Genomic DNA, 18,238 nt, shown 5'->3' with positions numbered 1-18,238 from the left:
CCCGGTATGAGTAGCTAATCCGACAGATCCACCTGATGGGCCAAACCGGTGTGTGCCGGCTGTTTCATAATCCACTGCTGCAGCATTGTTGCCAGGATGCCACCTGATATATCATTCAGGTGAATGCCATCCGTCAGTATATGTAACCGGTTGGCCCCGGAGATCTTATTATAGCTTTGCCCGAGATAATATTTTTTGAAAGCGGCCATGAGCAACCGGGAAATCCGCATGGAAAATTCGCTGTCATCACTTTGTGGCTTGTCGCTTAAATAAGCTTTCAATGTTTCATTGAACGGGAGGTAGGATATCTTAAACGCTGCTGCCAGCTCTGACAGTACCTGGTTGAAACGGTCTACCTCCGCGTTTCTCCGGCTGCGCAGGTTTTCACCCAATGGCGGAAACGATACCAGCGCGATGGGAATATCTTTCAGGGCTTTGACTTGCTGAATGATTTCCGATAAATAACTGGAATAGTTTTTCAGTGTAGTTTTCTGAAGCACATCGTTGGTGCCTGCATAAATAATCAGCAGATCCGGCCGGCAGGGCAAAACATCCCTTTTCAACCGATGCAGTAAACCTAAGGCGGTGTCACCGTTTTTACCTGCATTAATTACATGAACAGGCGTTTTGTTCAGCACCGACCGTAGCATGGAGGCATAATCGCTGCTGAGCGTACTGTGGGTTTGACTATCTCCAAACAAGACTAAACGTTTCCCGGGAACATCAGTTGCTTTTTTCAAGAAGCTTTTGGGGTTATTAATGGCTTTACGGCGAAAACCAAGGTAAATCAGCAGTCCAAAAGCGATCAGTAACAAGGCGGATATAAAGGTGAGCAGGGCCATTTTATTTTTTTATAAAATTGTCCCTTTATTTGTAAACGCTTCCGTGATAATCGTCACAAAATCATGACCGCCCTCTTTTGTTGCGCATCCGGGAAAGTGTTTCCCGGGATACGCCCAGATAAGAAGATAATTGTGTTAACGATACCCTTTGCAACAGCCCCGGCATATTTTCTTCCAGGTATTCATATCGTTTCTGAACGGTTAACAGCCGGAAAAACCTGATCTGTTCTTCCTGTTTGGTGGCTACCAGCTGCATTAGTTTTTTGCCAACAGCTTCACTCTCCGGCGATAAACGATTGATGACGGCCAGCGCTGGTTTGTCGAACCGGATCACTGTTAGCGCTTCACAAGCCTGGATGCTTAATGTGGCCGGTTCATTTTTATGAAAGCTATTGATGTCAGTAACAATATCACATTCAAAATAGAAACCGGTGTTAATATCCTGTCCGTCCTGGTCGTAGGATGTTTTACAATAGCCTTTACTAATAAAGAACAAGCTGTTACAAACTTTCCCTGGTTTGAGCAGGTAGGCTCTTTTACCAAATTCCTGTTGGGTTACATGAGCGCTCAGCATCTCCCAGCTTTGGTCGGAGAAGGGCGCTAATGAACGGATATAGGCTAGAAGGTTAGTCATGTGATGATATTGAGATAAATTTATCCCTTTTACCGGTACTTTATCTCAAAAAAACTAAATGCTGCCTCTTCTTTACCAATTAAGCTCAATCCCGGTCTGGGGCTCCGGTCCCAGGGAGGTAAGAAGTTAATGGTATAGGGTTGTTTTTCAGGACTGAGTTCTTCCCACTCCTTTTGTTGTTTCCAGTATACCCTACAGGTGAAATCCGGGAATACGGACAACTTCAGGTATACCGGCAAGCGGGTGTCGGATATTGTTTGTTCATTCAGCACGCTGCGTTTTCCATCTTTCGACATCCAGCATACTACTTTATTACCGCAAACGGCAATCCCGGTGGCGGCGCCGGCATCGCCATAAACTACCAGTCCTTTGGACGATTTGTTATGATTGACCACTGCTGTGCTGATATCGTATGCTGCTGAGTAAGGCCGCAGGGTGAGTGCAATACCGGAAGGGTTTTGCATGCTGTATTTACCGGATAAATACAATTTCCCGTTGGCATAACGATAAAGCGGCTGCATATTCCTGAAATCCCATTGCCAGAAAATATCATTGTTTACCCGGGCAAAATCATAATGATACCGCATAAGGGGCGACCGATTCTCCAGCGCGGTGGAATGGCTGAATACGGGCCACTGATCTGTATTCCACGATAGAGCGGATATCAGGCCTTCCCTCCCGGTAAAAACATGACTGTTTTTATTATAGGCATGGTAGAGGTAGAATGCAGCGCCCTGCGTATCCTGCACAAAAGTACCGTGGCCGGGACATTTCCAGTTCCCTTCATCTGTCAGCACCGGGTTGTTGCTATAATGGGTATATGGCCCGGTGATGGCGGTAGCGCGGGTTACATTTACATGGTAACTGCATTCGGCGCCGCAACAGGCGCCGGCGGAGTAAAAGAGATAGTAATATTGCCCTTTCTTTAGGATGCTTTGTCCCTCCATCCCTTTCCCGTCGTTGTCTTTGAGCAGGGTAAAAGGTTGGCCGGTGAGGGAAAGGCCGTCGTCGGCGAGTTTACTGCCCAGGAGCTCAATGGGTCTTTTATCAAGACCATACGCCTTCCAGGTAATATATAGTTGCCCGTTATCGTTGAACACAAACGCGTCGATGGCTTCTTTGCCGTGTTCGATGAGAATGCCATGGTCTTTAAATCCATGATCCGGAAAAGCAGAGGTGGCCACGCCTATGCAGGATACGCCATCGCTTTTTCTCCTGGCAGTATAATAAACAAAGTAGGTATGATGGTGATAAAAAAATTCAGGCGCCCAGAAAGATCCGGAAGCCCAGGCCGGTGAGTGATCAAATAAAAATCCCGTTTGCTCCCAGTGCCGGAGATCAGTGGAACGGAAAATGGGAAATTGAGGCCCCCATTCGCTGGAGGTACCAATGGCATAATACTGATCGCCCTGGCGTATAACAGACGGATCGGCAAAGTCGCCGGGAATATTGGCTGGTTGCTGTTGAGCCAGCAGCGGAAAGATTCCTGAGAGTATCAGGGAAAGTATGACAACGATAGATTTCATTTACCGGAATTTTTAAATGTACTGCGGTCGGTGTGTCGATGCCGCCGCATGAGCCGGCAAAAATACTGGTTCATCTGCGTCTCCGGTCGCTGTAATGTCTCATAAATTCTCTAATTAGTCTCACCAGTGGAATATTCCCGCCGGATTATCTGTTTATTGCCGGTGAAAATTGCTGTCTCCTCCCTTTTTAGATATGTTATGTATTGTTTTTATAATGTGCCAGCAATCCTTACCTGTAGTGGGTTTCTATATTGACAACGATCAGCGGTTGTTAAAAAACAACTACAAGTAGTGTAGTTACAACCAGGAGTATAGGCCCTTTTGCCGATGCTGAAAATGAATTCGAATACCTTTGGACTATCAATAAAAAACGACCGAAGTATGCTAAATACGAAGACGATCGGTAATAAAATTGCCGAAGCACGAAAGAGGATAAATATCTCCCAGGCGCAGCTTGCTCAGCGCTTGTTCATCAGTTCCCAGGCAGTGGGAAAATGGGAGCGGGGAGAGTCCATGCCGGACATCACCACTTTTAACCGGCTGGCGGAGGTCCTGGGTGTGGATCTTAATTACTTTTCAGAGAGCTTCTCCTCTGAGGTTACCGGGATGGCCCCGGCTGAACCTATGGCCGTTCAACCGGATGAATTACCCGCCGGAAAGCAGGAGAAAAAGCTGAACTGGGATATGTCGCGCGGAAATTGGGTAGACGCTGATTTTTCCGGGTTAAAAAACCTGCATGAAAAGTTCAGCTTCTCTCACCTGCAGCGCAGCCAGTTTGTTGGCTCGGATCTGTCGGGGCTCTTGTTGAAAAGCAACCATGTCGATAGCTGCAACTTCTCCGGTTCCGATATGGGCAACAGTCATTTTCAGCGTTCCCATCTCGACAACAACCTGTTTAAAGACAGTTCCCTGAAAGATGCGGAATTTTCAGAAAGCCATATCAGGGGTTGCGATTTTTCCGGCGCCGACTTTACCGGGACGGCGTTTAAATCCAGCTCTTTCGTAAAGAACATCCTTGCGAACGCTGTATGGAATAGCACCTCTTTTGTAGGGACCCAGCTGGAAGACGTAATTTTCGATGGCACCATCGCCGATTGCTATTTTGAAAACTGCGCATTTGACAAGGTCGTCTTCCAGCAGGCCACACTGATGAATACTTTCTTTAAAAACAAAAGTCTGAAACGGATACGGTTTGTTGACTGTCATGCCGATCGTATGACCTACGAATTCCTGAAAAGCGGGAAGGCAGATCTGACTGGTATCACATTATTAACAGCATAAAGAAATAATAACAATGTCGCATAATGAATTCGCCATCTCGGTGCAAGGCTTAAAGAAATCCTATAAAAACGTTCCTGTCCTGGAAGGAGTAGACTTCCAGGTAAAGGCCGGCAGCATTTTCGCCCTGCTCGGCTCTAATGGTGCAGGTAAAACAACGATTGTTAAAATCCTTACCACGCTGTTGAAACAAGACAGCGGACATGCTACGGTAAACGGATTCGATGTTATATCGAAACCTGATAACGTGCGGCAGTCGATCAGTCTGACGGGGCAATTTGCAGCCGTGGATGAGATTTTAACCGGACGGGAAAATCTTATCATGATTGCCAGGCTGCGGCATTTGAATCATCCGCATGAGATTGCAGCTGGTTTGCTGGAGCGTTTCGGTTTAACCGATGCCGCCGATCGCAGGGCTGCCACTTATTCCGGAGGGATGCGCCGCCGGCTTGATATCGCCATGAGCCTTGTGGGAAACTCACGGGTTATTTTTCTGGATGAACCTACCACAGGCCTGGATCCGGAGGCCCGGATGGAAGTTTGGAAAATTATTAAAGAGCGGGCCGGCAGTGGCACCACGGTATTCCTTACCACGCAATACCTCGAGGAAGCGGAACAACTGGCCGATAAAATTGCTATTCTTCACAATGGCAGGATCATCGTGAACGGTACGCTTGCGGAACTGAAACAGCTGTTCCCGCCCGCAAAAGTGGAGTACATTGAAAAACAGCCCAGCCTGGAAGATATATTTCTTACTATCATCAACAAAAAAACACACGCATAAATGGAAACGATCAAAAATCATTTTTTCATGGATACCCGGGTGATGCTGGGACGTTCCATGCGCCATATTTTTCGTAGCATGGATACCATTATCACTGTTACCATCATGCCCATAGCGATGATGCTGTTGTTTGTGTATGTGCTGGGCGGTGCCATTCAAACCGGCACGCCTAACTATGTGAATTACCTGTTGCCAGGCATATTATTAATTGCTGTTGCCAATAGTGTAGGCTACGTTTCTTTCCGCCTGTTTACCGATGTGCAGCGGGGAATATTTGAAAGGTTCAATTCCATGCCGGTTGCGCGTTCGGCCGCGTTGTGGGGCCATGTGCTGACCGCGCTGGTGTCTAACGTTATGTCGCTTACCGTTATCGTTCTGGTGGCGCTGATCATGGGCTTTCGCTCACCGGCAGGCGTGTTATCATGGCTTGCGGTGGCCGGTATACTCGCGATGTTTACCCTGGTACTCACATGGATCGCGGCGATAGCCGGGTTGTCTGCCAAAACGATAGATGGCGCCAGTGCTATTGCCTATCCTATTCACTTCCTGCCGCTCATCAGCTCTGCGTTTGTGCCCACCAGTTCAATGCCTTCGGGTGTTCGCGCCTTTGCTGAAAACCAGCCGGTCACAGCGTTTGTAGAAGCAATACGGGCGTTGCTGTCGGGGCAGCCTGTTGGTAACAACATCTGGGTTGCGCTTTCATGGAGTATCGGGATTACGGTGCTGGCTTATATCTTAGCGATGAGGGCCTATAAGAGGCGGGGGTGATATATTGTTTGGCCGGCTTGCTGCAAGGCGTTACACACATACTGGCGACATGGAAAATATATGCGCCGGCGCTCCTGTGAATGGAAGCCGTGCGGCAAAGAGCGAACCGCTGTCAGGATACACCTGTAATTGCCGTGGTGTTAGCTCCTCTTTTGCGGTGGTAATGAAAAGCTGGTTCATGTTACGGCCACCAAATGTACAGGATGTTACATGCGGTGCATCTACCCATACTTTGCCTGTCAGCTCACCGGTGTAAGGATGATAGCGGTGAACCGCATTACCTCCCCACATGGCTACCCATAGCATTCCTTCGTTATCAATACACATACCGTCCGGAAGATCTTTTGTATTGATAACGATGCGGTGCTTTCCCGGCGTACCGGATAACAGGTCAAACTCATAAGCCCGGATGTTGCGTTCAGCGCTATCAATATGGTACATGATTTTATTGTCTGCCGACCAGCATAAGCCGTTAGAAATGCTGATGCCGTCCAATACTTTTCTCAACGTTCCATCATAACAATACAATGCGCCTTTGCCGGGAAGTGCATCGGTATGCATGGTACCGAACCAAAGGCGCCCCAATGCATCGCATTTGCCATCGTTGCAGCGATGCTGCGGGGATTCCGGCTCCACGGGTATCAGCGTTGTTGGCGTTGTGCCGTTTAATGCCGACATCGCCAGGCTTCCCTGCATCCCCAACAGGAATTGCCCGTTGCTGGCAGGAATAACCAGGCTGGTTTTGCTACCGGTTTTCCACTGACGGAAAGTCTGTGAAACAGGATCAAAACTATGTACCCGTCTTGCCGGTATATCTGTAAAGTACAGCTGCTGGCGCCGGTGATCCCATACAGGACCTTCACCAAGCATGGTATTGGCCGGACAAACTACCTGCGCTCTCCACTCACGATACATTCTATGCATAAAGAATCTGCTTTTACCGCCTTGTTGTTTACTGGCGCTGATTTCAGCTGCAAAATAGCGGTGGCAGAAAGATTGTTTAATAACGATCCTAACCAATATATTAACGATATTACCCGTTTTGAATACCTTTTTTATGAAATGGGTAAGAATAGTTATCTTCAGGCCATGAAAGCAAGATTGATGGATACGGGCCTGGGGGGCAACCGGCAATTCCGCGTGAAGCAGGTGGACGAGTATTTTTTAAACGCGCCTTTTCATTTCCATGAAAGTTGTGAGATAGTCCTGATAGAAGAAGGATATGGGAAACGTATTGTCGGAGACCATGTCGATGATTTTGAAAAAAACGACCTGGTGTTGATGGGGCCCAACCTGCCGCATATCTGGCAGAATGATAACATTTACTTCAAGAAACGGAAGCAGCTCCGGGTAAAGGCGACGGTGTTGTACTTCGAACCGGCAATGGTGCTGGGATTGGTGGAGGGTACGGAGGCGGCTGCAGCAGTGCAATCTCTTTTCTCAAAAGCATGCAGGGGCCTGGCAATTAAAAGCGGGACCCATGCATACCTGTTGGAAAGATTTGCCGACATACGCGCCAGCGACGGACTAAAAAGGTTGGCTGTGTTCCTGGATATTATTGATATCCTTTCTAAAACCAATGATTATGAATTTCTCGCCAGCGATAACTACCGCAACGCGATAAAAATAAAAGATGCCGGCCGGTTCAATGATGTTTACCAGTTTCTCATGACTAATTTTCATCGTGAAATTCCCCTCGAGGAAATTGCCGGTGTTGCAAAGATGTCGCCTACGGCGTTTTGCCGCTACTTCAAGACCAGAACGCAGAAATCATTTATTACTTTTTTGCAGGAGATCCGCGTTTCCCATGCCTGCAAATTGCTGCGCCAGGATAAGCTGTCGATAACGGATATCGCACTGGAAAGCGGCTACAATAACCTGGTCAATTTCAACAAATATTTCAAGGGGATCACGGCATTGAGTCCATCCGAATACCGGAAGAAAACACGGCGCGACATACCGGCTGCATAACACCTGCTTTCTCTGCTAATGCAGCAGGAACTATTTTGCCCCGGCCCTTTTCTCAATTTCTTTAATACTGATGGTAATCATTTTCCCAACTGGCTGGTTGTTGCGGTAGGTGATCATCCGGAAGGTGTCGGCGCCTTTGGGAATATTAAGGGCATCCGTATACTTCGGAGAAAAGCGATCCGGGAATGTACCATCAAACGTATAGTAAATATCGAGGTCGTCGAGTTCTTTGTCCAGCGCAACCCGCAGAGGTTGTGTTGCATCCGCTTTTACAGGCCTGATACTCGCATCATATACAGACCTGGCGTAGTTCACATTCGCTACATCATACCGGGCGAAGTGATCCTCCATGCGATGAACAAAACTATTCCAGTTCCTGGCTGTTTTGGGCGACCAGAATACTTCTGCCAGCGCAAAAGCACGGGGCCAGGTCATATACTCGGCATGACGATAGGTAGGTACTGATTCTGTCCACAGGTTGCCCTGTCCGCCCAGAATTAATGAGTGATCCGTTATTTCGTCAGGAAGCGGTTCGTAGTTATAGGAGGTGCGTAAGGTAAGCTTGGAGTAGGTAGGTGGTTCGCCTGCGGGATCTCCCTGGTAAAGATCCAGGTAGCAAAAATCATCCGGGGTCATTATGACCGCATGATTCATGTTGGCAGCTTTGACACCGCCTTTAATACCCCGCCACGACATCACAGTAGCCTCCGGAGCTAAACCGCCTTCCAGTATTTCATCCCAGCCGATCATCTTTTTTCCTTTGGAGATAATTATCTTCTCCATGCGCTTGATAAAATAACTCTGCAGTTCTTCCGCTGTTTTAAGTTTTTCAACGGCCATTCTTTTTTTGCACTTGTCGCATTTTTTCCAGAAGCCTTTATAGCACTCATCTCCCCCGATATGAATATAGGGTGCGGGAAACAGTGTAGCCAACTCCGTTATCACCTTATCCATAAACTCAAAGCTCTGTTCATTGCCGGGGCATAACGCATTGTCTTCTTTTGCATAGAAAACATTACCAACATTTACGTTGAATGGTCCGCCGGTGCAGGACAGGTTAGGGTAGGCAGCCAGGGCCGCCAAACTATGGCCTGGCACATCAATTTCCGGTATAATGGTCACAAATCTTTCCTGTGCATATTTCACAATTTCTTTCACATCATCCTGCGTATAATAGCCGCCATAACTGGCTGGTTCATTTTTTGCCCTCGGCTGGCGAGTCCACCACAATCCCATCCTGGGTGCGCGCCAGGCCCCGATGCTGGTTAATTCCGGCAAACTTTTAATTTCGATTCTCCAGCCCTGGTCATCCGTCAGATGCCAGTGGAAAACATTCATTTTGTATTTGGCCAGCTGATCGATGTATTTTTTTACCGACTCCTTTGGGAAATAATGCCGGCTTACATCCAGCATTAATCCACGCCATCCGAAGCGGGGATAGTCAGTAATCTTTACGCAGGGAACCACCCAGTTTTCCTGCGCAGCCTTTGTGCCGCTTTCAATTTCTTTAGGCAACAGTTGTATCAGCGACTGCATCGCATAAAAAAGGCCCGCAGGCTTGTTGGCGGAAATGTCGATCCTGGCGGGGGTTACATCCAGTATATATCCTTCATTACCCAGCGTTTCGTTGTAGGTATCATTGATCGTAAAATGAATACAGTTGTTATCATTTTTTTCCGGGAGCAACTGGTACCCGGTGGGCGTATTGATAATACTGGCAAACAGATCGGTAATATCTTTAAGAGCCGCATCGGCTACCAGCCTGGTGGTGGGGGAGAGCGTAAAAAATCCGCTCCGGGTTTCAACTTTAACAGGCAGAGGAATCAGGCTGATTTCCGTGGAATTTCCATTTTGTGCGCTGACAGGGAACGAAGAAAGCAATGGTAACAGGAATCCCATTGCAATGAATAACATTTTTTTTATCATGACTGCGTATTGTTCAATGTTCTGGATAGCAGCAGGTGCCGGTCTTTTTGTACCTGCCAGCCGATAAAATACGAGTTTTTTTAACATTTTGAAAACCGTTTCTCATTTATGCCTTTCCTAATACAGCAGGAGACTTCATATAGAAGTCTCCTGCTGTGTATCCTCATCTTCCACGGAATAATCATTTAACCTTAAGAAATGCCAGCGTTTCTCCTTTGGGAAGCTCCCGCGATGCGTAATGAAGACTAAGATCACGGGCAGCATGATCCTTTTCCAACCGCAGCAGTTCTTTTACCGGTATCGTCATACTTACATCTGTATCATGGGCATTCGCAAAGGTCCATTTCTTTAATGTATTTCCATTTTCATCCTGTACAACAATGCTCCTGTCGGTGCCGGTATTGGGGGTGTGGCAGTGTTTGTAAGTGATCCGCAACAGATCAGTGGGAGCGGCGCTTCCCAGTTGTAATACCCTTAAATTCAGCGGTTGATTCACTGATTGTTTTAGTACCAATTTGTTGTTAAGATAAATTTCGTAGCTGTCCAATCCTACATAGTTGGTGAAACCAAATGCAGTGAAGCACAGCATGATCAGCGCAAATAACCTGGTATATGCCTGATGGAATGTTGTTGATTTCATGGTGTAAATTTTAGATGAAAAGTATTTGAAACAATATTATGGGAAAAGAAAGGGAGACAAAAAAATAGTAGAGCAGTAAACGGAATAATCGACGAACGGGCCGGCCCATGGAGATCAGCTTTTTTATTGTTATCTTCCTCTACTATTTGTGCAGTTGGTCGATATAATTTTGCAGGATCATCGTTTTAGGTTTCTTTTATCATGAACGACAGATAAAAATGGATTTCCCGGATAAAACGCTAAAGCTGCCATTTTCGCAACGCCGTGTATCGCTGAAGTACGCCCTGGCCCATGGTTTGTACTGGGTGCTGATTACGGGATTCTTTCTCTATGAGAAACGCTATCTCATCTATAAAGCCAGCATGCCCTATTTTGCAACCTGTGTGGCCGTAAGGATACTTTTGCTGATAGTGATCGCCTATCTTAACCTGCACTGGTTTTTACCCCGGTACCTGCTGCAGAAGCGTTACCTGGCTTATTCTACGGCAATTCTACTTTCCGTTGCCGGCTACCTGGTCGCCCAAAGTCTTTTTGATTATTACCTGTATGGTTTTGTGATAGGGCCTATGCGCAATAGTACCTTAATGGAATCTTTATCTTACAATTTTTTCAGCACCTTATGGTATCTTGGTTTAATGCTGGCGCTTAAATTAAGCATGGACTGGTATGGGCAACAACTCACCATTCAAAAGATAACAGTAGAAAAATTGCATGCGGAAGTTAATTTTCTGCGTGCGCAGATCAACCCGCATTTCCTGTTCAATATATTAAACAACCTGTACGCGCTTACGTTAAAGCAATCGTCGCTGGCCCCGGATATCGTGTTGAAGCTGTCGGAGATGATGGAGTATATGCTGTACGACAGCAACGATGAGAAGGTGCTGCTGGAAAAAGAAATTGCCTATCTTAATAATTATATTGAACTGGAGCGGCTCCGGTTAAGCGCCGATGCGGTGATTACGCAGGATATTGATGCAGACCTGAACGGATACGAGATTGCTCCCCTGCTATTATTGCCGCTGCTGGAAAATGCTTTTAAACACGGGCTCACCCGGCAGCTGGAAAACAGCTGGCTGAAAGTACACATTACATTGAATAAAGCAATATTGAAAGTAGTGATCGCAAATTCAAGGCCCGCCGCTGTTGCCCGCAAAAGTAAAGGGGGGATAGGGCTTAGCAATTTACGAAAGCGCCTGGAGCTGTTGTATCCTGACAGGCACCAGCTGGAACTTAACGATGGGGAAGATATTTTTGAAGCCAGGCTGACCATAGCATTGTAAATAAAAGATCATGTTGAAATTTGTTGCAGTAGATGATGAGCCGCTTGCATTGGAAGTATTGGACGGCTATCTGAAAAGAACGGATGGCGTAGATACAGTACACCTGTTTCGCTATGCGGCAGATGCTTTGCAGTACCTGGAGAACCATGCGGCAGATGTGCTGCTGCTTGATATCGAGATGCCGGAAATGACGGGGCTTGAATTTCTTAAAGCATTATCAGACCCGCCGCTGACGGTTTTTACCACTGCCTATCGCAACTATGCATTTGAAGGATATGAACTGGGAGTGGTTGATTTTTTGTTGAAACCCATCTCTTATAACCGTTTTCAGCAGGCTGTCACAAAAGTCAGGGAGCTGCTGGCATTGAAAGCACAACAAACCAACATTGAGGATGCGCCGGGTGGGGGGAACGTCGATTTTATTTTTGTTAAAAGCGGCACCCAACGTATAAAGCTCCGGTTTGACGAGGTAACACATATCCAGGGATTGAAGGACTATGCCATCATTTACACGCATACGGGAAAACTGTTACTGAAAGGGTCCATCAAAGCAATGCTGGATATTTTCCCCCGGGATCGTTTTGTCCGGGTACATAAATCTTTCATTGTAGCTGTTCAAAAGGTTACCCGGCTCGAAAGAAACCGGATTGTGTTAAACAATTACCAGATCCCTATTGGCAGAAACTTTAAAGAGCAGTTGGAAAAAGCGCTCCAAAAGCCATAAGCCCTGCACCATATTTGAATATGGCCGACATTGATTACCTTTAACGCCTCAAATAATTATCAATGGCGGGTACAGCGAAGCTCAATTTAATATGGCAAACATCCAAAGGCGTAGCAACGGAATTTGAATTCGAGTATATCACCGAGGTGTTGTTTAAGGATTTTGATACCCATTTCATATTTGATCATGGTACCTATAACACAGTGGCCGATAATGCAGTGATTATCTATTCCAACGACCAAAAGCATGTTTCCCCTGAGTTTATCCGCTATTTAAATGAATTCGGGAAGAAAAATTTCCGCTTCTTTTTATTGCATCTCTCCAATGAAAATCTGCAGCACGACAGCTGGTATTATGCGAAAGCTAATTATGTTTTCAGAAATTATTATGATCCGGCCATCAACAATAAAAACGTGTTTTATATTCCATTGGGTTTCAAAACCGGATACCTGCGGAAAGACAGACCGCTGGCGGATTGCGGCAACAGAAGTTTGAGTGCTGTTTTTATGGGACACCCCAAATCGGACCGGATTGAATTGATCGAAGAACTGGAGAAGCTGGATGCCTATTACGTGCATAAAACCAATACCTTTAATTGTCCAACGGCATTAACCCAGGAGGAGTGTATTGAGATCTACCAGAGAACAAAGTATGCGCCTTGTCCCATGGGTAATGTACACCCCGATTCTTTCCGGCTCTGTGAATCGCTGGAATGGGGATGTATTCCGGTAGTAAGATATTTTAAAGGAGAAGAATATTTTAAAAACGTATTCGGACAGCATCCGTTCAAAGTGGTGAATAGCTGGAGCGAAATCCACGACATTATAGCAGAGGATAACTACTGTGAGCGCAGCGGGCAGGTGCAAAAATGGTATGCTGACTTTAAAAGGGATTTGAAACTAAAGATCAGGGATATTATTGAAAACAGCACTTTTGTTCCCGACAGAAAGAAACGGCTGTTGCCTTATTTGAATACAGTTGCCTACAATTTTTCTAAGAAAATAAACGCCCTGCGAGGTAAGTGAGCAGTCGCTGCCATTCAACCGGTGTAACCATCCTGTAGTAGAAAATTATATTAATTTACCCCCTGTTTTAAACGATTTACTCCCCCGGTCTCCTAGGGGAACAGCCCTATATTGCCACGGTGATTCCACGACTAAGCTGATCTGATTAACCCTCACCTTTCACGTTTTAAAAAACTATTCATTATGAAACGATTACTATTCTATCTCCCGCTGATCGGAATTTTGTCGGGCTGTTCAAAGAATCTGCAGGAGAACATGTCAGTCAACACAACAAAGGATAAACGCGTAGCCACCACGGAGTTGCTGGAAGCGGTTTCTTCGGATTTCAAAGGGATTAACTGGGCCGATCCGGCCGACAACTTCAAAGATGGCTGGGTGGTACCCACCGGGCTGGTGGGGACAGACAGTTATGCAACCACCCAGGCTAAAGCGGTCAATATCATCAATGCCTTTAAGCAAAGGGGCGCCAACACTGTTCGTATGCCCATCAATCCGTCTTCTGTACTGGAAGCCTGGTGGGGCAGTTATACAGCCGCGATTGACACGGCTGCCAACAGCGGCATGAAAGTGATCCTGGCATACTGGGAGGGCGCCAGTTCCCGCGATGGCGTGGTAGATAATACCACCCAGTTCTGGAATATGTGGCAAACAGTAGTGAACAAGTACGGTACTAACAGCAATGTTTATTTTGAAGTATTCAATGAGCCACATGGATATAGCTTATCCAATCTGAACAACCTGTATGCCGACTGGCTTACGCATTATCCCAGCGTCCCTAAAAACAGGATACTGCTGGATGGAGCCGGGTATGCCTCCGATGTAAATGGCGTAGGCGCCGACAGCCGACTCAATACCTGTTTATTGTCTTACCACGATTATACCTGGTTCGATAATAACAAAACCACGGTAGCTGATTGGGAATCGGCTGTTTCCGCGATTGCCTATCCTGACAGAACGGTGGTAACAGAATTCGGTATCCCCATGACTAACGGGAAGGACTATCTTGGCGCTCCGGGCCAGGACCGGGAAATTGCCTACTTCCAGGGTATTACTAACCGGGTGCGCTCCCGTGGCATCGGCTGTGTATACTGGCCCGGCCTGAGGGAGGGCGACGGTTACAGCCTGTTAACCTTAAGCGGTACAACATTGACCACCAACAATGCTTCCGGGCTTTCCCGCCTGCAATATGCATGGGGCAATGCTTCCATCGCGCAACCCGTTGGGGCATTCGACGGTGCCGCGTGGTATAAGATCGTTTGCCGGCAAAGCAACAAATCGATCGATGTAAACGGCAGCTCTACCGCTAACGGCGGCAGTATCGTACAATGGGATTACTGGGGCGGTACCAATCAGCAGTGGAAGTTCACCAGCCTGGGAGGCGGCGCATTCGCTATTACCAATCGTAACAGTAATAAATCGCTTGATGTGAACGGCAGCTCCACCACCGGAGGCACCGGTATTGTACAGTGGGATTACTGGGGTGGTACCAACCAGCAATGGATAATTGTGGATATGGGTTTCGGTTATTACCAGGTGACCAACGTAAACAGCGGTATTGCCCTCGATGTAAACGGCGCCTCTACTGCCAATGGAGCCGGTATCATTCAATGGTACTGGAGTGGGAACCGTAATCAGCAATGGCAGATTGTAAAATTATAAATTACTGTAGCAGTATCACCTTTCGTGGAAGATCAACAAAGGGCGCTTCATTTTTAATGAAGCGCTTTTTTAATACCATGAAAATATTATAGATATATAAATTTATTGTACATTCATTTAGCACTAAAAACATTCAGTTATGATATGGACATTAATCATTGGTGGTATTGCCGGCTGGCTCGCCGGTAAACTGATGCGGGGAGCAGGATTCGGCATCATCGTAGACATCATTGTTGGTGTAATCGGCGGTTGGCTCGGTGGCTGGCTGTTTGGTAAACTGGGTATCCATATCGGCAGCGGATTAATTGGCTCCCTGGTGGTAGCGCTGATAGGGTCAGTGATCCTGATATGGCTGGTGCATTTAATTAAAGGGAAGTAGCGAACCAGCTGTTAGCTTTTAGCCATTAGTTAAATGCAGCGGATGGTGGATTTTGGTTGTTGTTATCGTTTCAGCATCCGTTGATGGATGATCTTCATCACCATTTCGCGGTAATTACGGCTCATCGGCAGCGCACTGCTGCCGATCCTGATTTCGTTACCTTCAATGGCGTCGATCCTCGCGCAATTGACAAGGTAGGATTGATGGATCTTGATGAAATCGTTTGACGGCAACTGGTTTTCCAGGCTCTTCATGGTGAGGTAAGCGATGATGTTTTTACGTTCTGTATGAATGGTAACATAGTTACCTATGCTTTCTGCATACAGGATGTCGCTGAGTTCAATCTTTTCAATCCGTTTTTCACTTTTAATGAAGATATAGGAGGGAGGCGGTGTGGCGCCGGTGGTGATGGTCTTCATCTGCATATAATCCTTTGCTTTATGCACGGCCTTCAAAAACCTGCTCCAGGCAAAGGGCTTTAACAGGTAGTCGATAATATCCAGTTCATATCCGTCGAGCGCATACTGCGGGAACGCCGTAGTAATAATGACCATCGCATCCACATTCATTTTTTGCAGGAATTGCAGACCCGATACTTTGGGCATTTCGATGTCCAGGAATATAAGATCCGTTGTGTTGTTTTTTAAAAATGCTTCTGCCTTTACTGCATTTTCAAATTTATCCTGCAGGTCCAGGAAAGGTACCTGCTCTACAAATTCCTGGAGAATTTTTCTGGCCACGGGTTCGTCGTCTACAATAATACAACTCAGTTTCTTCATGACGCAAGGGTTAAGTGCACCTGGTACTTATTGTTTTCCTTTTTGATATTCAGCTGGTAGCGGTCTTTATACAACAGCTCCAGGCGGCGAACGGCATTGTTCAGGCCAATACCTCCCGGCGACGATGCTGTTTCATCATATGAGTTATCGCAGGTAAAATCAATTTCGCCGGATTTTTCTGTAAGACTGATCGCGATGCTGTTAACAGCGCTGTCATCTCTCGATACATATTTAAAAGCATTTTCCACAAAAGCCATAAAGATCAGCGGTGCCACTTTCACCATTCCGTTTTGATAATCTATGTGTAACGTTACCTCGAGATTATCATTGCTGCGGGCTTTTTGTAGTGCTACATAGTTCTGCAGGTATTTGATTTCTTTTTCCAGCGCAATCATGTCTACATCGGCCTCATATAAATTGTACCGCAGCAGGTCAGAGAACTGCACCATCATATCCCTTGCCTTGTTATTGCTTCTGTCAATGTATCCGTACACAGTATTTAAACCATTAAACAGGAAATGCGGATTGATTTGTGAGCGAAGGTATTTTAATTCTGTTTGCAGCTGGTTAATCTGGCTGTTCTTCATCTGTTCCTGCTGTTCTGACCACCGCTGGGTAATATACAGCATGGAAGCGATAACGGTGCAACAGAGTGCATATACAAAATTATCCCAGAACCCGGCGCTTGTTTTCACCAGCTGGTCGTGGAAAAGCACTTCATGAATAAATGCGTTGTACCTGTTGATCAGCAGGGTGTATAACCAAACCAGCGAAAGGAGTCCTGCTGCATACCAGCCAAAGCGTTTTTTCTCCAGCAGGTGGGGGATTAAAAGTGCATTATTGCCCACTATCATTAAAGTAAACAAGGAGAAATGCACAAGTATAGTAAACAGGTAAGAGAAACAATCAGGGATGGTTTCACCGGCATAAACCGGCTTTTCAATGATCAGCGCCCCGATGTACGCGACAATGAAAAGTAAATAAGCAGTATGTTTCTTTAAAAACATGATCGGGTGTTTGTTTAAGCCAGCATAAATATATCCGATTGGATTGACAACCAGAAATCTACCTTTGGCCCTGATACCCGTTTTCACGGAAAATGATACATTTACCCGGAAAATGATACCCGTTGTCATATAAATTTTTCCGGGAGATATGTACCGCAGCGTGTTTTTATCGCCTGGAACGTTGAAAAGGTCGCCCATGGAGCTTTTGCAGGTTTTCATGTAAAATGGTCCGGTTGTGTAGAATATAGCGGCAACCGTCATATATGTTTTTTTATTGCATGCCTCGCCTGTACTTTTACACACATACCGCAGGTCCCTGCTCATTGGTCCTGTTGTTTATAAATCATTATACCATATGGAAAAAGTTGTACAATTTGGCGAAAACGTAGCGGGATATGATATTCCTGTTTTAAATGAACGGGAGATAAGGGCCGCAGCCGGGATATTATTTGTAGTGATATACACCTCGCTGATGCTGATCCTGTTCAATGGTGATTTTTTGATGGCGAAGTATGCGATCACCGTATTCCTGGTCGATTTTATAGTCCGGGTTTTTGTGAACCCGAAATACGCTCCCTCGCTGATTATCGGGCGGCTGATTGTGCGCAACCAGGTGCCTGAATATGTGGGCGCCAAACAAAAAAGATTTGCCTGGAGCATTGGGGTATTGCTGTCGGCGCTTATGTTTATTTTCCTGGTGATCGTTAATGCCTATAGCCCTATAACCGGTATCATCTGTTTAATGTGCCTGATATTCCTGTTTTTTGAAGCAGCATTTGGTATTTGTTTAGCCTGTAAGGTATACCGGGTGGTGTATGGAGAAAAAGCCCAGTATTGCCCGGGCGAGGTTTGCGATGTAAAGTCCAGGCAGCCCGTTCAGAAAACATCCCTTCTACAGCTGCTGGTGGTGCTGGCATTTATCGTCTTTTTATTTCTTATTGCGCATTTTTTCAGCGAACAGCTGAGCATTGCTCCTCATAACCTGTTTGGCAAGAGTGCGGTAAAATCCAGGTAAC

General features: G+C 46.2%; 18 protein-coding genes. 10 read left to right on the top strand and 8 right to left on the bottom strand.

Annotation, left to right across the window (positions count from 1 at the left end; genetic code table 11):
* Positions 1-14 precede the first annotated feature (14 nt).
* From KE626_RS07635 to KE626_RS07625, 3 genes are all read right to left on the bottom strand, one after another.
* On the bottom strand, positions 15-842 hold the full coding sequence (locus KE626_RS07635) for an SGNH/GDSL hydrolase family protein (protein ID WP_211972281.1): 828 nt from the start codon (positions 840-842) through the stop codon (positions 15-17).
* A 61-nt stretch (positions 843-903) separates the two neighbouring features.
* The gene (locus KE626_RS07630) at positions 904-1,476 is read right to left on the bottom strand and encodes a Crp/Fnr family transcriptional regulator (protein WP_211972280.1); all 573 of its coding nucleotides are present in this window, start codon (positions 1,474-1,476) and stop codon (positions 904-906) included.
* 29 nt (positions 1,477-1,505) lie between these two features.
* On the bottom strand, positions 1,506-3,002 hold the full coding sequence (locus tag KE626_RS07625; protein ID WP_211972279.1) for a glycoside hydrolase family 43 protein: 1,497 nt from the start codon (positions 3,000-3,002) through the stop codon (positions 1,506-1,508).
* A 381-nt stretch (positions 3,003-3,383) separates the two neighbouring features.
* Here KE626_RS07625 and KE626_RS07620 point away from each other — a divergent pair, with 381 nt between their 5' ends.
* The 3 genes from KE626_RS07620 to KE626_RS07610 are packed head-to-tail and all read left to right on the top strand — an operon-like array spanning position 3,384 to position 5,832.
* Positions 3,384-4,283, top strand: coding sequence for a helix-turn-helix domain-containing protein (locus KE626_RS07620; protein WP_211972278.1), 900 nt, complete (start codon positions 3,384-3,386; stop codon positions 4,281-4,283).
* 13 nt (positions 4,284-4,296) lie between these two features.
* The gene (locus tag KE626_RS07615; RefSeq protein WP_211972277.1) at positions 4,297-5,064 is read left to right on the top strand and encodes an ABC transporter ATP-binding protein; all 768 of its coding nucleotides are present in this window, start codon (positions 4,297-4,299) and stop codon (positions 5,062-5,064) included.
* Positions 5,065-5,832 (top strand): ABC transporter permease, encoded by a 768-nt coding sequence (locus KE626_RS07610; RefSeq protein WP_211972276.1) that lies wholly within the window; start codon positions 5,065-5,067, stop codon positions 5,830-5,832. It begins immediately after the preceding gene.
* A gap of 30 nt (positions 5,833-5,862) precedes the next feature.
* On the opposite strand, the gene KE626_RS07605 is transcribed toward KE626_RS07610, so the two are convergent.
* Positions 5,863-6,756 carry an SMP-30/gluconolactonase/LRE family protein gene (locus tag KE626_RS07605; protein ID WP_211972275.1) on the bottom strand — a complete coding sequence of 298 codons (894 nt, stop codon included), beginning with the start codon at positions 6,754-6,756 and terminating at the stop codon, positions 5,863-5,865.
* Here KE626_RS07605 and KE626_RS07600 point away from each other — a divergent pair.
* On the top strand, positions 6,751-7,803 hold the full coding sequence (locus tag KE626_RS07600; RefSeq protein WP_211972274.1) for an AraC family transcriptional regulator: 1,053 nt from the start codon (positions 6,751-6,753) through the stop codon (positions 7,801-7,803). The genes KE626_RS07605 and KE626_RS07600 overlap by 6 nt on opposite strands.
* A 30-nt stretch (positions 7,804-7,833) precedes the next feature.
* Here KE626_RS07600 and KE626_RS07595 read toward each other — a convergent pair whose 3' ends face one another.
* Complete coding sequence (locus KE626_RS07595; protein WP_249207346.1) at positions 7,834-9,816, bottom strand: beta-N-acetylhexosaminidase; 1,983 nt, start codon at positions 9,814-9,816, stop codon at positions 7,834-7,836.
* A 94-nt stretch (positions 9,817-9,910) separates the two neighbouring features.
* Entirely contained in the window at positions 9,911-10,369 is a 459-nt protein-coding gene (locus KE626_RS07590) for a hypothetical protein (protein WP_211972273.1), read from the bottom strand.
* A 218-nt stretch (positions 10,370-10,587) separates the two neighbouring features.
* On the opposite strand from KE626_RS07590, the gene KE626_RS07585 reads away from it, so the two are divergent.
* The 5 genes from KE626_RS07585 to KE626_RS07565 all read left to right on the top strand — a co-directional run bounded on the left by KE626_RS07585 (position 10,588) and on the right by KE626_RS07565 (position 15,436).
* Complete coding sequence (locus tag KE626_RS07585) at positions 10,588-11,649, top strand: sensor histidine kinase (protein WP_249207343.1); 1,062 nt, start codon at positions 10,588-10,590, stop codon at positions 11,647-11,649.
* A 10-nt stretch (positions 11,650-11,659) separates the two neighbouring features.
* A complete protein-coding gene (locus KE626_RS07580; RefSeq protein ID WP_211972272.1) occupies positions 11,660-12,373 on the top strand; it encodes a LytR/AlgR family response regulator transcription factor in 714 nt (237 codons plus the stop codon).
* A gap of 62 nt (positions 12,374-12,435) precedes the next feature.
* Complete coding sequence (locus KE626_RS07575; RefSeq protein ID WP_211972271.1) at positions 12,436-13,398, top strand: glycosyltransferase family 47 protein; 963 nt, start codon at positions 12,436-12,438, stop codon at positions 13,396-13,398.
* Between the two features lie 183 nt (positions 13,399-13,581).
* On the top strand, positions 13,582-15,057 hold the full coding sequence (locus KE626_RS07570; protein ID WP_211972270.1) for an RICIN domain-containing protein: 1,476 nt from the start codon (positions 13,582-13,584) through the stop codon (positions 15,055-15,057).
* A 139-nt stretch (positions 15,058-15,196) separates the two neighbouring features.
* On the top strand, positions 15,197-15,436 hold the full coding sequence (locus KE626_RS07565; RefSeq protein WP_211972269.1) for a GlsB/YeaQ/YmgE family stress response membrane protein: 240 nt from the start codon (positions 15,197-15,199) through the stop codon (positions 15,434-15,436).
* Between the two features lie 62 nt (positions 15,437-15,498).
* Here KE626_RS07565 and KE626_RS07560 read toward each other — a convergent pair whose 3' ends face one another.
* Positions 15,499-16,215 carry a LytR/AlgR family response regulator transcription factor gene (locus KE626_RS07560; RefSeq protein ID WP_211972268.1) on the bottom strand — a complete coding sequence of 239 codons (717 nt, stop codon included), beginning with the start codon at positions 16,213-16,215 and terminating at the stop codon, positions 15,499-15,501.
* Positions 16,212-17,441 carry a sensor histidine kinase gene (locus KE626_RS07555; RefSeq protein WP_211972267.1) on the bottom strand — a complete coding sequence of 410 codons (1,230 nt, stop codon included), beginning with the start codon at positions 17,439-17,441 and terminating at the stop codon, positions 16,212-16,214. Before KE626_RS07555 ends, KE626_RS07560 begins: the two co-directional genes overlap by 4 nt.
* Before the next feature lie 136 nt (positions 17,442-17,577).
* Between KE626_RS07555 and KE626_RS07550 the strand changes: the two genes are divergently transcribed.
* Positions 17,578-18,237 carry a DUF4395 domain-containing protein gene (locus tag KE626_RS07550; protein ID WP_211972266.1) on the top strand — a complete coding sequence of 220 codons (660 nt, stop codon included), beginning with the start codon at positions 17,578-17,580 and terminating at the stop codon, positions 18,235-18,237.
* Position 18,238: the final 1 nt, after the last annotated feature.

The sequence above is a fragment of the Chitinophaga hostae genome (assembly GCF_018224885.1).
In the GTDB taxonomy this organism is placed as follows: domain Bacteria; phylum Bacteroidota; class Bacteroidia; order Chitinophagales; family Chitinophagaceae; genus Chitinophaga; species Chitinophaga hostae.
The sequence above is the reverse complement of the archived record's forward strand: the minus strand, read 5'-3'. Positions and strand labels throughout refer to the sequence as shown.

Excerpts from the sequence above, each read along its gene's own strand:
- KE626_RS07610 (WP_211972276.1), top strand. The coding sequence starts at position 5,065 with ATGGAAACGATCAAAAATCATTTTTTCATGGATACCCGGGTGATGCTG.
- KE626_RS07565 (WP_211972269.1), top strand. The coding sequence starts at position 15,197 with ATGATATGGACATTAATCATTGGTGGTATTGCCGGCTGGCTCGCCGGT.
- KE626_RS07635 (WP_211972281.1), bottom strand. The coding sequence starts at position 842 with ATGGCCCTGCTCACCTTTATATCCGCCTTGTTACTGATCGCTTTTGGA.
- KE626_RS07620 (WP_211972278.1), top strand. The coding sequence starts at position 3,384 with ATGCTAAATACGAAGACGATCGGTAATAAAATTGCCGAAGCACGAAAG.
- KE626_RS07585 (WP_249207343.1), top strand. The coding sequence starts at position 10,588 with ATGGATTTCCCGGATAAAACGCTAAAGCTGCCATTTTCGCAACGCCGT.
- KE626_RS07625 (WP_211972279.1), bottom strand. The coding sequence starts at position 3,002 with ATGAAATCTATCGTTGTCATACTTTCCCTGATACTCTCAGGAATCTTT.
- KE626_RS07560 (WP_211972268.1), bottom strand. The coding sequence starts at position 16,215 with ATGAAGAAACTGAGTTGTATTATTGTAGACGACGAACCCGTGGCCAGA.
- KE626_RS07570 (WP_211972270.1), top strand. The coding sequence starts at position 13,582 with ATGAAACGATTACTATTCTATCTCCCGCTGATCGGAATTTTGTCGGGC.
- KE626_RS07555 (WP_211972267.1), bottom strand. The coding sequence starts at position 17,441 with ATGAAAACCTGCAAAAGCTCCATGGGCGACCTTTTCAACGTTCCAGGC.
- KE626_RS07600 (WP_211972274.1), top strand. The coding sequence starts at position 6,751 with ATGCATAAAGAATCTGCTTTTACCGCCTTGTTGTTTACTGGCGCTGAT.
- KE626_RS07575 (WP_211972271.1), top strand. The coding sequence starts at position 12,436 with ATGGCGGGTACAGCGAAGCTCAATTTAATATGGCAAACATCCAAAGGC.
- KE626_RS07615 (WP_211972277.1), top strand. The coding sequence starts at position 4,297 with ATGTCGCATAATGAATTCGCCATCTCGGTGCAAGGCTTAAAGAAATCC.
- KE626_RS07630 (WP_211972280.1), bottom strand. The coding sequence starts at position 1,476 with ATGACTAACCTTCTAGCCTATATCCGTTCATTAGCGCCCTTCTCCGAC.
- KE626_RS07590 (WP_211972273.1), bottom strand. The coding sequence starts at position 10,369 with ATGAAATCAACAACATTCCATCAGGCATATACCAGGTTATTTGCGCTG.
- KE626_RS07605 (WP_211972275.1), bottom strand. The coding sequence starts at position 6,756 with ATGCATAGAATGTATCGTGAGTGGAGAGCGCAGGTAGTTTGTCCGGCC.
- KE626_RS07550 (WP_211972266.1), top strand. The coding sequence starts at position 17,578 with ATGGAAAAAGTTGTACAATTTGGCGAAAACGTAGCGGGATATGATATT.
- KE626_RS07595 (WP_249207346.1), bottom strand. The coding sequence starts at position 9,816 with ATGTTAAAAAAACTCGTATTTTATCGGCTGGCAGGTACAAAAAGACCG.
- KE626_RS07580 (WP_211972272.1), top strand. The coding sequence starts at position 11,660 with ATGTTGAAATTTGTTGCAGTAGATGATGAGCCGCTTGCATTGGAAGTA.